This window comes from Pseudomonas sp. E6002 (assembly GCF_013385565.1).
GTDB lineage: Bacteria > Pseudomonadota > Gammaproteobacteria > Pseudomonadales > Pseudomonadaceae > Aquipseudomonas.
In genome coordinates, this window is sequence record NZ_JACAPT010000029.1 from 181171 (window position 1) to 194907 (window position 13737).

The 13737-nt window shown below is 63.8% G+C and carries 11 protein-coding genes; 8 read left to right on the top strand and 3 right to left on the bottom strand.

Going from position 1 to position 13737, the window contains the following annotated elements:
* Positions 1–3: 3 nt before the first annotated feature.
* The 4 genes from HX815_RS24320 to HX815_RS24335 all read left to right on the top strand — a co-directional run bounded on the left by HX815_RS24320 (position 4) and on the right by HX815_RS24335 (position 5196).
* Entirely contained in the window at positions 4–624 is a 621-nt protein-coding gene (locus HX815_RS24320) for a heme acquisition protein HasA (RefSeq protein ID WP_003215551.1), read from the top strand.
* A gap of 176 nt (positions 625–800) precedes the next feature.
* Positions 801–2543: a type I secretion system permease/ATPase gene (locus tag HX815_RS24325; protein ID WP_177029003.1), complete on the top strand. Its 1743-nt coding sequence runs from the start codon at positions 801–803 to the stop codon at positions 2541–2543.
* Positions 2540–3871, top strand: a complete 1332-nt coding sequence (locus HX815_RS24330; RefSeq protein WP_177029004.1) for an HlyD family type I secretion periplasmic adaptor subunit — start codon at positions 2540–2542, stop codon at positions 3869–3871. The genes HX815_RS24325 and HX815_RS24330 overlap by 4 nt, the downstream gene beginning before the upstream one ends.
* Entirely contained in the window at positions 3868–5196 is a 1329-nt protein-coding gene (locus tag HX815_RS24335; protein ID WP_177020964.1) for a TolC family outer membrane protein, read from the top strand. The genes HX815_RS24330 and HX815_RS24335 overlap by 4 nt, the downstream gene beginning before the upstream one ends.
* A gap of 163 nt (positions 5197–5359) precedes the next feature.
* Here the strand turns inward: HX815_RS24335 and trmA are convergent, their stop codons facing one another.
* Entirely contained in the window at positions 5360–6439 is a 1080-nt protein-coding gene (gene trmA, locus HX815_RS24340; RefSeq protein WP_102605483.1) for a tRNA (uridine(54)-C5)-methyltransferase TrmA, read from the bottom strand.
* Positions 6436–7731 carry an NCS2 family permease gene (locus HX815_RS24345; protein ID WP_003215557.1) on the bottom strand — a complete coding sequence of 432 codons (1296 nt, stop codon included), beginning with the start codon at positions 7729–7731 and terminating at the stop codon, positions 6436–6438. The genes trmA and HX815_RS24345 overlap by 4 nt, the downstream gene beginning before the upstream one ends.
* 200 nt (positions 7732–7931) lie before the next feature.
* Here HX815_RS24345 and HX815_RS24350 point away from each other — a divergent pair, with 200 nt between their 5' ends.
* The 4 genes from HX815_RS24350 (at position 7932) to HX815_RS24365 (ending at position 12181) form a co-directional block, all read left to right on the top strand.
* Positions 7932–8384: a DUF4879 domain-containing protein gene (locus HX815_RS24350; protein WP_008436632.1), complete on the top strand. Its 453-nt coding sequence runs from the start codon at positions 7932–7934 to the stop codon at positions 8382–8384.
* A gap of 106 nt (positions 8385–8490) precedes the next feature.
* Positions 8491–9015, top strand: coding sequence for a (2Fe-2S)-binding protein (locus HX815_RS24355; RefSeq protein WP_102605485.1), 525 nt, complete (start codon positions 8491–8493; stop codon positions 9013–9015).
* Entirely contained in the window at positions 9012–10001 is a 990-nt protein-coding gene (locus HX815_RS24360) for a xanthine dehydrogenase family protein subunit M (RefSeq protein ID WP_177029005.1), read from the top strand. The genes HX815_RS24355 and HX815_RS24360 overlap by 4 nt, the downstream gene beginning before the upstream one ends.
* The gene (locus tag HX815_RS24365) at positions 9998–12181 is read left to right on the top strand and encodes a xanthine dehydrogenase family protein molybdopterin-binding subunit (RefSeq protein ID WP_087693544.1); all 2184 of its coding nucleotides are present in this window, start codon (positions 9998–10000) and stop codon (positions 12179–12181) included. The genes HX815_RS24360 and HX815_RS24365 overlap by 4 nt, the downstream gene beginning before the upstream one ends.
* Here HX815_RS24365 and HX815_RS24370 read toward each other — a convergent pair.
* The gene (locus tag HX815_RS24370) at positions 12178–13419 is read right to left on the bottom strand and encodes an MFS transporter (protein WP_063026986.1); all 1242 of its coding nucleotides are present in this window, start codon (positions 13417–13419) and stop codon (positions 12178–12180) included. The two genes, HX815_RS24365 and HX815_RS24370, sit on opposite strands and share 4 nt — an antisense overlap.
* Between the last annotated feature and the right edge of the window lie 318 nt (positions 13420–13737).

Consider the following 13737-nt stretch of genomic DNA (forward strand, 5'->3'; position numbering starts at 1 on the left):
GTGATGACTATTTCTGTTAGTTACGAAGCTGCGCTCGGTGCTTACTCCGTCTCGGACTACCTGACCGACTGGGCACTGGGGTTCAACACTGCGGGTCACGGCAGCAGCAACACCGGCGGCTTCAGCAACGGCTCCCTGAGCGGCGACCAGTATTCGACCCACGGCGCCAACAATTCCGACTACGCCTTCATTGCCGACAGCAACACCAGCAACGGCCTGCACTACGTATTCAACCCGGCGCTGCCAGCCAGCCACAACGAAAACCACTACCTGTGGGGCAACCTGGATAACGTTCAACTGGGCACCGGCCTGGGCGGCGGCAATGGCAGCGACTTCACCCTCGATGCGTTCAAAGTGGCTTTCAACGGCCTCGACTTGAGCGCGGCACAAGGTGCAGGCCGCGTCGGCAATGACGTTCAGAACGTGATCTACAGCCTGATGCAAGGCAACACCTCGGCACTGGAAACCGTGCTCAACAACCTGCTGGACGACTTCGGCCTGTCCACCGCCAACACCTTCGACGAGATCTCGGCCGGCCTGGCAGCACACGCTACGGCAACCACCACCGACGTCGCCCTGGTAGGCGTGCAGGACGTTGCACAGGACTGGGCACTCGCTGCCTGATGTTGCTGCGCAATGAAAAAAGCGAATGGAAGATCGCTCTCCCATTCGCTGCGTAAACCCCGTCGTCGCCGTGAGTTTCGAAGGCCAGGGCGACGGCGGTGACAAATTCTGCGCAGCGGCGCGTGGCGTGTCAAACGCGGGCGGCGCTTCCCGATTTCCCCCATGAGACTCCCTCGATGCGCCATGCCGGCAACGAAACCCTGGCCGCTCTCACGGCCTATAAAAGTGGCTTCCTCAACATTGGCCTGTTTTCGGCAGTGATCAACCTGTTGATGCTGGCCCCGGCGCTGTACATGTTGCAGGTCTACGACCGGGTGCTGGCCTCCGGCAACTCGATGACCCTGTTGATGCTGACGCTGATGATCCTTGGCTTGTTCGGCTTGATGGGCGCGCTGGAGTGGGTGCGCAGCCAGGTGGTGATCCGTCTTGGCACACAGATGGACATGCGCCTGAACCAGCGGGTGTACGACGCCGCGTTCGAGGCGCAACTCAAGGGCGGTACCCAGGCGGCCGGGCAGGCGTTGAGCGACCTGACGACCTTGCGCCAGTTCGCCACCGGCCAGGCGCTGTTCGCATTTTTTGATGCGCCGTGGTTTCCGGTGTACTTGCTGGTGATCTTCCTGTTCCACCCCTGGCTCGGCGTCCTGGCGCTGGCCGGTGCGCTGATGCTGATGGCGCTGGCGTGGGCCAACCAGCACATCTGCCAGGCACCGTTGACTCAGGCCAATCAGCTGTCGATCAGCGCCAGCCAGCAGGCCACGGCCAACCTGCGCAATGCCGAAGCCATCGAAGCCATGGGCATGCTGGCAACCCTGCGTGCGCGCTGGTTTGCCCAGCACCAGGCGTTTCTGGCGGCGCAGAACCTGGCCAGTGAAAAGACCGCTGCCATCAGTGCCTGGTCCAAGGGCGTACGCCTGGCGTTGCAGTCATTGGTCCTCGGTCTGGGCGCATTGCTGGCGGTGCAGGGGGCTATTACGCCGGGCATGATGATCGCCGGCTCGATCCTGATGGGGCGGGTACTGAGCCCTATCGACCAGCTGATCGGCGTGTGGAAACAGTGGAGTTCGGCGCGCCTGGCCTATGAGCGATTGACCCTGATGCTGGCGGCCAACCCGGCGCGCACCGAGCGCATGAGCTTGCCGGCGCCCAGCGGCCAGTTGACGGTCGAACAGGTAAGCGCGTGTGCGCCCGGCAGTCGTCGGCCCGCGTTGGCCAACCTCGGGTTCAGCCTGCCTGCCGGTGACGTGCTGGGCGTGATCGGGCCTTCCGGTTGCGGCAAGTCGACCCTGGCGCGGTTGCTGGTGGGGGCCTGGGCGCCCTTGGCCGGCAAGGTACGGCTCGACGGCGCGGACCTGGCGCAATGGGACAAGCAGCAACTCGGCCCGCACATTGGGTATCTGCCCCAGGACATCCAGCTGTTCGCCGGCAGCATCGCCGACAACATCGCGCGTTTCGGCACCGTGGATTCGGACAAGGTGCTCGCTGCCGCGCAAATGGCCGGCGTGCATCAACTGATCCTGCAGTTGCCCCAAGGCTACGACACCCAACTGGGGGAGGGCGGTGCCGGGTTGTCCGGCGGGCAGAAGCAACGTGTCGCGCTGGCGCGAGCGCTGTACGGCGTGCCTGCGCTGATCGTACTGGATGAGCCCAATTCCAATCTCGATGAGGCCGGCGAGCAGGCCTTGCTCCATGCCATCACCTTGCTCAAGGCGCAGCGTCGCACGCTGGTGCTGATCACCCACAAGACCCCTGTGCTGGCGTTGACGGACCAATTACTGATTCTGCGGGACGGCCAGTTGCAGGCGTTCGGGCCCACGGCGCGGGTGCTGGAGGCCACGCAGAAACCGGCGGCCGCGCCGCCCAAACCGATGTCGGCGATGAGCATGAGCTACCGCCTCGGTGAAGGAAAAAAAGCATGAGCCGACCTGTGCTTGTGACGGACAACAGCGTGCCGCCGGTGAACAACGTGCTGGCGCTGGACGATAAAAAATACGCGCGCCTGGGCTGGTTGCTGGTGCTCGGCGGGTTTGCCGGGTTCCTGGGCTGGGCCACGCTGGCACCGTTGGACAAGGGCGTGGCGGTGTCCGGCAAGGTCATGGTGTCGGGGCACCGCAAGACGGTGCAGCACCCCGCGGGCGGGATCGTCGAGCGGATCGAGGTGCGCGATGGCGAGGTGGTAAGCGCCGGCCAGGTATTGGTCCGCCTGAAGGAAACCCCGTTGCGCGGGCAGATGCAGTCTTTGCGCAGCCAGTTCATTGCGTCCCGCGCCAGCGAAGCGCGCTTGAGTGCCGAGAGCGAAGGCTTGTCGGCCATCGTCTTCGGCCCCGAACTGCTGAACGAGCCTGAGGCCGCCGCCACCTTGAGCCTGCAACGGCAACTGTTCAGCAGTCGCGCCCAGGCCCTGGCCACGGAGCAGCAAGGTCTGCGGGAAACCATCGCCGGGGCCGAGGCACAATTGCGCGGCACCCGGGAATCCCAGGCCAGCAAAGTGCTGCAACGCACCGCGATGAATGAACAACTGCAAGGCCTGCGCGAGCTGGCGCGGGACGGCTACATTCCGCGCAATCGGCTGCTGGAAAATGAACGGCTGTATGCCCAGCTCGACGGTGCGATTGCCGAGGATTTCGGCCGCATCGGCCAGTTGCAACGGCAAGTCCTTGAACTGCGCCTGCGCATCCGCCAGCTCGGCGAAGACTTCCAGAAAGACCTGCGCGGCCAACTGGCCGAAACCCGCACCCGCAGCGACGACTTGCGCAACCGGTTGGCCTCGGCCGAATTCGAACTGGCCAACAGCCTGGTGCGCGCGCCGGCGACTGGCGTGGTGGTGGGGCTGGAGGTGTACACCGAAGGCGGCGTGATCAAGCCCGGCCAGGCGCTGATGGACATCGTGCCCCAGGGCGAACCACTGCTGGTGGAAGCGCGGGTGCCGGTGCAGATGGTCGACAAGGTGCACCCGGGCTTGCCGGTGGAGTTGCTGTTCTCGGCGTTCAACCAGAGCACCACCCCACGCATTGCCGGTGAAGTGACGCTGGTGTCGGCCGACCGCCAGGTCGACGAGCGCACCGATGAGCCGTATTACACCTTGCGCGCCCAGGTCAGTGCAGCTGGCATGCGCCAGCTCGACGGCTTGCAGATTCGCCCGGGCATGCCGGTGGAAGCGTTCGTCAAAACCGGTGAGCGCTCGATGCTCAACTACCTGTTCAAACCCTTGCTGGATCGGACTCACATGGCGTTGGTGGAAGAATGAAGGCGCTGTTATTCGGTCTGTGTTGTGCCTGCAGTGGATCGGTTCAGGCGCTGGGATTGCTCGACGCCTATGACTTGGCCCTGCGCAACGATCCGACGTTTCAGGCGGCAATCCAGGAGCGCGAGGCCGGCGAGGAAAACCGCATCATCGGCCGCGCCGGGCTGTTGCCGAACCTGTCCTGGAGCTATAACAACTCGCGCAATGAGTCCGAAGTCACCCAGTCGACGGCGGTGGGCAACGTCACCAGCGACCGCGATTACCGCAGCTATGCCTCGACCCTGACCCTGCAACAACCGCTGCTCGATTACGAAGCCTATGCGCGCTATCGCCAGGGTGCAGCGCAGGCGCTGTTTGCCGATGAACGCTTTCGCAGCAAGAGCCAGGAACTGGCCGTGCGGGTGTTGAGCGCCTACAGCCAGGCGTTGCTGGCCCAGGAGCGGATCGAGCTGAGCCGCGCCCAGAAACGCGCGTATGCCGAGCGCCTGCAACTCAATGAACGGCTGCTCAAGGGCGGCGAGGGCACCCGCACCGATGTGCTGGAAACCCAGGCACGCCTGAGCCTGGCCCAGGCCGAAGAGATCGAATCCCTGGACACCCAGGACGCAGCCTTGCGCGAGCTGGAAGCGATTGTGGGCCAGCCGTTGCAGATAGACGAGTTGGCGCCGCTGACTCGCCAGTTCGAGATCCCGCCGCTGGAGCCCAACCGTTTCGAGACCTGGCGGGAAATGGCGATGGCCAACAACCCGGAGCTCAAATCCCAGCACCACGCGCTGGACGTCGCCGAATACGAAGTGGAGCGCAAGCGCGCCGGGCACATGCCCAAGGTCAGCCTGTATGCGAGCAGCCGCCAGACCAGCTCGGATTCGGAAAGCAGCTACAACCAGAAGTACGACACCAACAGCGTCGGCATCCAGGTCAGCCTGCCGCTGTTCGCCGGTGGCTCGGTGTCGGCGTCAACCCGTCAGGCCGCCAATCAACTGTCCCAGGCCCAATATGAACTGGACGCGCAGACCGCCAGGACGCTGATCGAACTGCGCAAGCAATTCAACCTCAACACCAGCGGCGCGGCCAAAGTGCGGGCGTATGAAATGGCGGTCAGCTCGGCCACCGCCCTGGTGACGGCGACGAAGAAAAGCGTGACCGGTGGCGAGCGCGTCAACCTCGATGTGCTGGATGCCGAGCAGCAACTGTTCACGGCCCGCCGTGACCTGGCGGATGCGCGGCATGCGTATCTGCTGGCGCGGATACAACTGAAGTATTTTGCAGGGTTGCTCAACGAGCAGGACCTGCGGGCGTTGGCGGGGTATTTCCAGCCATCGGCATGATGGCTATATCGGCTAACACACCGATCCACTGTGGGAGCTGTCGAGCCTTGGCGAGGCTGCGATGGCGGCGGGACTGATGACATTTTTCTGTCTGACCCACCGCCATCGCGGCCTCGCTAAAGCTCGACGGCTCCCACATTTTGATCTTTGCAGTGCTGGGGATTTAACGCCGGGTCAGCAACACACCCGATTCCATGTGGTGCGTCCACGGGAACTGGTCAAACATGGCGCACTGGGTAATCCGGTGCGTGTCATGCAGTTGCGCAATGTTCGCCGCCAACGTCTCCGGGTTGCAGGAGATGTACAGGATGTTCTCGAAGCGTCGGGTCAGCTCGCAGGTGTCCGGGTCCATGCCGGCACGCGGCGGGTCGACGAACACGCTGCCAAACTCGTAGCTCTTGAGGTCGATGCCGTGCAGGCGGCGGAACGGCCGCACTTCATTCAAGGCCTCGGTCAGCTCTTCGGCAGACAAACGCACCAGGGTGACGTTATCCACCGCGTTTTCATCGAGGTTGCTCAGCGCCGCGTTCACTGAAGTCTTGCTGATCTCGGTGGCCAGCACTTTGCGCACGCGAGTGGCCAGGGGCAGGGTGAAGTTGCCGTTGCCGCAGTACAGCTCCAGCAAGTCGTCACTGCGATCGCCCAGGGCTTCGAATGCCCAGTTGAGCATCTTCTGGTTCACCGTGCCGTTGGGCTGGGTGAACGCGCCTTCAGGCTGGCGATAGCTGAAGGTGCGACCGCCGACGTCGAGTTTCTCGACCACGTAATCGCGGCCGATCACATCGCGCTTGCCCTTGGAGCGGCCGATGATGCTGACGTTCAGGTCCGCCGCCAGCTTGTTCGCCGCCGTATGCCAATGCTCATCCAGCGGGCGGTGATAGCACAGGGTAATCATCGCGTCGCCGGCCAGAGTGGTGAGGAACTCCACCTGGAACAGCTTGTGGCTCAGGGCGGCGCTGGCTTGCCAGGCGGCCTTGAGTTGCGGCATCAACTGGTTGATGCGCAGGCTGGCAATCGGAAACTCTTCAATGAGGATCGGCGTGCGCTTGTCCTCCTGGGAGAACATTGCGTAGTGGCGCTGACCCTCTTCGCGCCACAGGCGGAACTCCGCCCGCAGGCGGAAGTTCTGCAACGGCGAGTCGAAAACCTGAGGCTCTGGCGCGTCGAACGGCGCCAGCAGGTCACGCAGGCGCGTGACCTTTTCTTCCAGTTGAACGGTGTAGCTTGCGGCGTCAAAAGTCATGCGTTGAACCAGCCCAGCTTGATCACAAACAGAATCGACAGGATCACCAGCGCCGGGTTCAGCTCACGGTAGCGGCCCGAAAGCAGCTTGATGGCGGTCCAGGCGATGAAACCGAAGGCAATGCCGTTGGCGATGGAATAAGTGAATGGCATCGCCAGGGCGGTGATCACCACCGGTGCGGCGACGGTGATGTCGTCCCAGTCGATTTCGGCCAGGCCCGAGGTCATCAGCACGGCCACGAACAGCAGCGCCGGTGCGGTGGCGAAGGCCGGAACGCTGGCCGCCAGTGGCGAGAAGAACAGCGCCAGCAGGAACAGGATCGCGACCACCACGGCGGTCAAACCGGTACGGCCACCGGCGCTCACGCCCGCCGCCGATTCGATGTAGCTGGTGGTGGTCGAGGTGCCCAGCAGCGAGCCGGCCATGGCCGCCGTACTGTCAGCGATCAGCGCGCGGCCCATTTTCGGCATGTGGCCGTCCTTGCCCATGAGACCCGCGCGCTTGGCGACGCCGATCAGGGTGCCGGAGTTGTCGAACAGGTCGACGAACAGGAACGCGAAAATCACGCTCACCAGGCCGATGTCCAGGGCGCCCTTGATGTCCAGTTGCAGGAAGGTCGGGGCCAGCGAAGGTGGCATCGACATCACGCCGCCGAACGGGGTGAAGCCCAGCACGATGGAGGCGATGGTCACCACCAGGATGCCGATCAATACCGCGCCGCGCACTTTCAGGGCTTCCAGCGCAACGATCAGCGCGAAGCCGAGGGTGGCGAGGATCGGCGCGGGTTGTTTCAGGTCGCCCAGGCCCACCATGGTGGCCGGGTTGCTGACCACGATGCCGGCGTTGTGCAGGGCGATCAGCGCCAGGAACAGGCCGATACCCGCCGCAATCGCCGAGCGCAGGGGCAGCGGGATGCTGTTGATGATCCATTCACGGATGCGGAAGATCGACAGCAGGAAGAACAGCACTGCCGAGATGAACACCGCACCCAGCGCCACTTGCCAGGTGTGGCCCATGTGCAGGACCACGGTGTAGGTGAAGAATGCGTTGAGGCCCATGCCCGGTGCCAGGGCAATCGGGTAGTTGGCGATCAGGCCCATCACGGTGGAACCGATGGCCGCCGCCAGGCAGGTCGCAACAAAGACCGCGCCCTTGTCCATGCCGGTCTCGCCGAGAATGCTCGGGTTGACGAACAGGATGTAGGCCATGGCCAGGAAGGTGGTGACGCCCGCGAGAATCTCGGTGCGCACATTCGTGTTGTGTGCCTTGAGTTGAAACAGCTTTTCCAGCATGCCTGCTCCCTGTGACGCTATCTTGCGTCGTTATTTGTTGACCTCTAAGTCAAAGCACAAACTGCGCCAAGCGCCTGTGGTTCCAGAGAGGATCGGAAAAAGCGGCGCATCATACCAGCAGCCGAGGGCCAGTGGCGCATAGGCTTGATCATGGCCTTGAGGCATACTGCGCCGACGTTTATTACAGGGTCATCGACAGCATGAAAAAAGCCAGCGCCTGGAGTCTAGCTCTGTTCGGTTGCATCGGCCTGTGGCTCGGTGCGGCACCGGCGTGGGGCGCGCCTGCACCGGCGTTGAGCGAGGTGCGGGTATTCAAGGTTCAGTCGGCCAAGTGCACTGAAACCATTCCCGAGCGGGCCGACAGCACCCAGATGTGCACGCACCGCGGGCAGACACTGGTGTACGTGATGGAAGTCGGCCTGGGCAACAGCCCACAGGCATTTTTCGACGGCGCGTCGGTGCCCCGTATCAGCACCACCGCCATCTGCCAGGTGGGTTCCATCAGCCAGCCATGCAGCGGCGCGGGAACGTTGATGGGCTACATCTATACGTTCCAGCTGGATAATGTCGAAGCCGGCGGCACGTTCCAGTACAGCAACACCTCGATCAACCCACCGCGCAACCAGTTGGTCACCACCCTCGGCATTCGCTGATCGCCACCCATCAATTGCCTTGAACGCTCATAACCCCGGGAAGTCGTACCGCTAAGACGGCGACTTCCCAGAACGCCGCGATTGCACACCAATCCGTGAGGTGTTTATGAGCGCAACCCCCAATGGCGCGGCGGCCAAGCCGTTCGTCAGTCATCCGATACGCCTGACCCTCAATCGGGACCCCATCCAACTGGATGTATTGCCCTGGACCACCCTGCTGGACCTGCTGCGCGAGCAACTGGACCTGACGGGCACCAAGAAGGGCTGCGACCACGGCCAGTGCGGTGCCTGCACCGTGTTGCTCAACGGTAAGCGGGTGAACGCCTGCCTGACCCTGGCGGTGATGTGCGACGGTGCCGAGTTGATCACCATCGAAGGCCTGGCCTCGGGCGACGACCTGCACCCGATGCAACAGGCCTTTATCAAGCACGATGCCTTCCAGTGTGGCTACTGCACGCCGGGGCAAATCTGCTCGGCGGTGGGCCTGGCCCGTGAAGGCCGCGCCCACGACACCGCGCAGATCCAGGAACTGATGAGCGGCAACCTTTGCCGCTGCGGCGCCTACAACAACATCCGCGATGCCATCGAAGAAGCCTTGCCGGCGTGCCGCGTGCAGGGAGGTGAGCAATGAATCCCTTCCATTACAGCAAGCCGGCCGACGTGCAGGAGGCGGTGCACCTGGTCAGCCCGGCGTCGCGGTTTATCGCCGGTGGCACCAACCTGCTGGACCTGATGAAAGAGAACATCAGCCGCCCGGAGCACCTGATTGATATCACCGGGCTGCCACTTCGCGACGTGGAAGAAACTCCCGGGGGCGGCTTGATGATCGGTGCCCTGGTGAGCAACGCCGACCTGGCCTGGCACCCGCTGATCGAGGAACGTTACCCGCTGCTGTCCCAGGCCATCCTCGCCGGCGCCTCGCCGCAATTGCGCAATATGGCCAGTACCGGCGGCAACCTGCTGCAACGCACCCGTTGCTACTACTTCTATGACGCTGCCGTGCCCTGCAACAAACGCGAGCCCGGCAGCGGTTGCCCGGCGCGGGTCGGTTTGAACCGCATCCACGCGATCCTCGGCGCCAGTGACCAGTGCGTTGCCACCCATCCTTCTGACATGTGTGTGGCCCTGGCCGCCCTGGATGCGCGGGTGCATGTGCAGGGCCGGGGTGGTGCGCGGGTCATCGAGTTCGCCGACTTTCACCGGCTGCCGGGCGATGCGCCCCAGCGGGATAACCAGTTGGCCGACGACGAACTGATCACCGCCATCGAGTTGCCTGCCGATCACCTGGCTGACCACAGTCACTATCTTAAAATCCGTGACCGGGCTTCCTACGCCTTCGCCCTGGTATCTGTCGCGGCGGCGCTGGAGCTGGATGGCGATGTGATCGTCGACGCCCGCCTGGCCCTGGGCGGCGTCGCCCACAAGCCATGGCGTGATCGTGCGGTGGAAGCCGCGCTGATCGGCCAGTCCGTCAGCCGCGAAACTTTCAGCACTGCCGCCGAAACCCTGCTGCTGGACGCCGAGCCGCTGGAGCACAACGGCTTCAAGATCAAACTGGCACGCCGCGCGATCATTCGCGCCCTGAGCGATGCCGCTGTTGCAGGAGCCACGTCATGAGCGCAATCGGCAAACCGTTGGACCGGGTCGACGGTCTGCTCAAGGTCACCGGGCAAGCGCGCTATGCCGGTGAGTTTCCCGAGGATGGCTTGCTGCACGGCAGCGTGGTGTCGAGCAACATCGCCAAGGGCCGGGTCATCCGCATTGATGCGTCCCAAGCCCTGGCGCTGCCCGGTGTGGTGATGGTGCTTGATCACCTCAACCGCCCGAAACTGGCCAGCTACGACGACAGCTACGCCGATGCCGATGCTGCCGACGGCTCGCCGTTTCGCCCGCTGTACAACGACCGCGTGCTCTACAGCGGCCAGCCGTTGGCATTGGTGATTGCCGACAACCTGGAGCTGGCGCGCCACGCCGGTTCCCTGGTGCAGATCGAATACGCCGCCGAGCCTGCCGAGACCGATCTGCTGGCCTTGCAGGAGCAGGCGCACCCGTCGCCGCAAACACCGCCCAAGCCGCGCGGCAACTTCCAGGCCGAATGGACCGGCGCCGCCACGAGCCTGGATCTGCACTACAGCACGCCCATCGAACACCATAACCCCATGGAACCCCACGCCAGTACCGTGCTGTATCAGCCGGACGGCACCCTGCATATCCACGACAAGACCCAGGGCCCGCAGAACTGCCAGGCCTATGTGCAGAAAGTCTTCGGCCTGGATAAAAGCCAGGTGCGGATCTTCGCCGCGTTCGTCGGCGGCGCCTTTGGTTCCGGTCTGCGCCCGCAGTACCAGTTGCCGCTGGCAGTGATGGCATCGCTGGCCCTGAAGCGTTCGGTGCGCGTCACCCTCACGCGCCAGCAGATGTTCACCTTCGGTTATCGCCCGCGTACCTTGCAGCGCCTGCAACTGGGTGCTGCCGCCAATGGCCGCTTGCTTGCCCTGGGCCACACCGCCATCGGCCAGACCTCGCGCTTCGAGGACTTCAGCGAACACGTGGTGGAATGGAGCGGCATGCTTTATCACTGCGATAACGTGCTGCTGACCTACAAGCTGGTGCCGCTGGACGTGTTCACACCGCTGGACATGCGCGCCCCCGGCGCAGCGCTGGGGGTGATCGGCCTGGAATGCGCGATGGATGAACTGGCCTGCGCCCTGGGCATCGACCCGGTGCAATTGCGGCTGATCAACTATGCCGAGCGCAATCAGAACGAAGACAAGCCCTGGTCCAGCAAAGCGTTGCGCGAATGCTACAGCGAAGGTGCCGAGCGTTTTGGCTGGAGCCAGCGCAACCCGGAGCCGCGAAGCATGCGCGATGGTCGCCAACTGATCGGTTGGGGCATGGCCGGTGGCGTGTGGGAGGCCCTGCAAATGAAAGCCAGCGCCAAGGCGCGGATCGACCACCTGGGCAAGCTCACGGTCAGCAGTGCCACCACCGATATCGGCACCGGCACTTACACGGTCATGGCGCAGATCGCCGCCCAGGCCAGCGGCGTGCCGGTAGGCGATGTGACGTTCCTGCTGGGGGATTCATCGCTGCCGACGGCGCCGTTGCAGGGCGGCTCGTTTACCGTGTCGTCGGTGGGCAGCGCGGTGCAACAGGCCTGTGAAGCGTTGAACGCCAAGCTGTTGGACATTGCGCGCAAGACGTACCCGGCGTTCAAAGACGCTGAGTCGGCGCGGTTTGAGAACGGCCAGCTGCACGCCGGTGACCAGCGCATCTCCCTGGCGCAATTGGTGCAAGACAGCGGCGAGCAGGCGCTGGAAGTGCAGGTGGATTGCGAGCCGGGCAAACAGCGCGAAGGCTATGCCTCTGCCACGCATTCGGCGGTGTTTGTCGAAGTGCGGGTGGATGAGGACCTGGGCACCATCAAGGTCAGCCGGGTGGTCAGTGCGATTGCGGCCGGGCGGGTGGTCAATCCGAAGATGGCCCGTAGCCAGATTCTCGGCGGTGTGGTCTGGGGCATCGGCATGGCGTTGCATGAGGAGACCCAGGTCGATCACGCATTGGGTCGCTCCATGAACCACAGCCTGGCCGAATACCACATTCCGGTAAACGCGGATATCGGCGAGATTGATGTGCTGTTTGTCGAAGAACACGACGAGATCGTCAACGCCCTTGGGTCCAAGGGCGTCGGCGAGATCGGGATAGTCGGGGTGGCGGCGGCGGTGGCCAACGCGGTATATCACGCCACCGGCAAGCGGGTGCGGGACTTTCCCGTCACCCTCGACAAGGTCTTCTAAACCTTGGCGGGCTCTTCCACCGGCACATGCATGCGGTCGCGGTTGGCCAGGGTCGGGAACAGTTTGATCCAGACCCCGGTCACCACCAGCGTGCCGATGCCGCCCATGACCACGGCGGGCACGGTGCCGAACCAGTGGGCGGTGATCCCGGACTCGAACTCGCCCAACTGATTCGACGCGCCGATAAACAGCCCGTTGACCGCGCTCACCCGGCCGCGCATTTCGTCCGGGGTTTCCAGTTGCACGAACGAGGCGCGGATCACCATGCTGATCATGTCCGCTGCGCCCAGTACCACCAGTACCGCCAGGGAGAACCAGAACGAGGTCGACAGGCCGAACGCGATGGTGGCTACGCCAAACACCCCGACTGCCGTAAACATGATCCGCCCCACATGCCGGTCGACGGCAAACCGCGCCAGCCACAACGACATCAACAACGCCCCGACCGCTGGCGCCGAGCGCAGCAGCCCAAGGCCCCACGGCCCGGTCAGCAAAATGTCCTTGGCGAACACCGGCAGCAAGGCCGTGGCGCCGCCCAGCAATACGGCGAACAGGTCCAGGGAAATCGCGCCGAGGATGTCCGGCCGACTGCGGATAAAACGAATCCCGGCCAGCAACGAATCCATGGTCGCCTTGGCCTTGTTCAGCGGCGTCTGGCGCGCGGGCAGGTTGAGGGTCAGCACGCAGGCGATCAGGTACAGCACCACCGTGGGGCCGTAGACCCAGACACTGCCAAAGGCGTACAGCAGACCGCCCAGCGCCGGCGCCACGATGGTGGCCAATTGCTGCGCCGACTGCGACGACGCCACGGCGCGGGGAAACAGTGCAGTGGGCACGATGCTCGGCAGCAGGGCCTGGGTGGTGGGCATTTCAAACGAGCGGGCTGCGCCCAGCAGGAATGCCAGGATAAAAATCATCTCGCGGGTGACATTGCCGGTCAGTCCGCCGATTGCCAGGGATAGCGCGATCAACGCTTGAACGGTCTGGCAGATGGCTGCGACCTTGCGCCGTTCATAGCGGTCGGCCACATGGCCGGTGTGCAGCATGAACAGTACCCGCGGTACGAACTCCACCAGGCCGACCAAGCCCAGGTCCAGCACGTTGCCGGTCAGTTGGTAGAGGTTCCAGCCGATGGCCACGGTGAGCATCTGGAAACCGCTGGCGGTGAAGATCCGCGCCAGCCAGAACGCGATGAAAGGGCGGTGGTGACGTAACAGCAGCGCGGGTTCACTGGGCATCGGGGAGACGGGTCTGGGTGGGGGAACGGTGAGGTTATCACCAACTTGTAACCAATAGTTGCGTAGGAGGGTTGGGCGGGGGATATGGGCAGCTGATTGGGTACATATCCGTTGCTGCGGTAACGGCCGCTTATGGTTCCGCTCTTACAGCGGGTCACTTTTGGCAAACGCCCCAAAAGTAACCAAAAGGTCTTTGCCCCACCACTCGGTGCCTCGCTTAGGCTCGGCATGCCCGCACTCCGGCCCGGTTCCGCGGGCCGCCGCGACGGGCCATCCATGGCCCGGCGCGGCTAAATCGGCATCCTTGCCGATTTACCC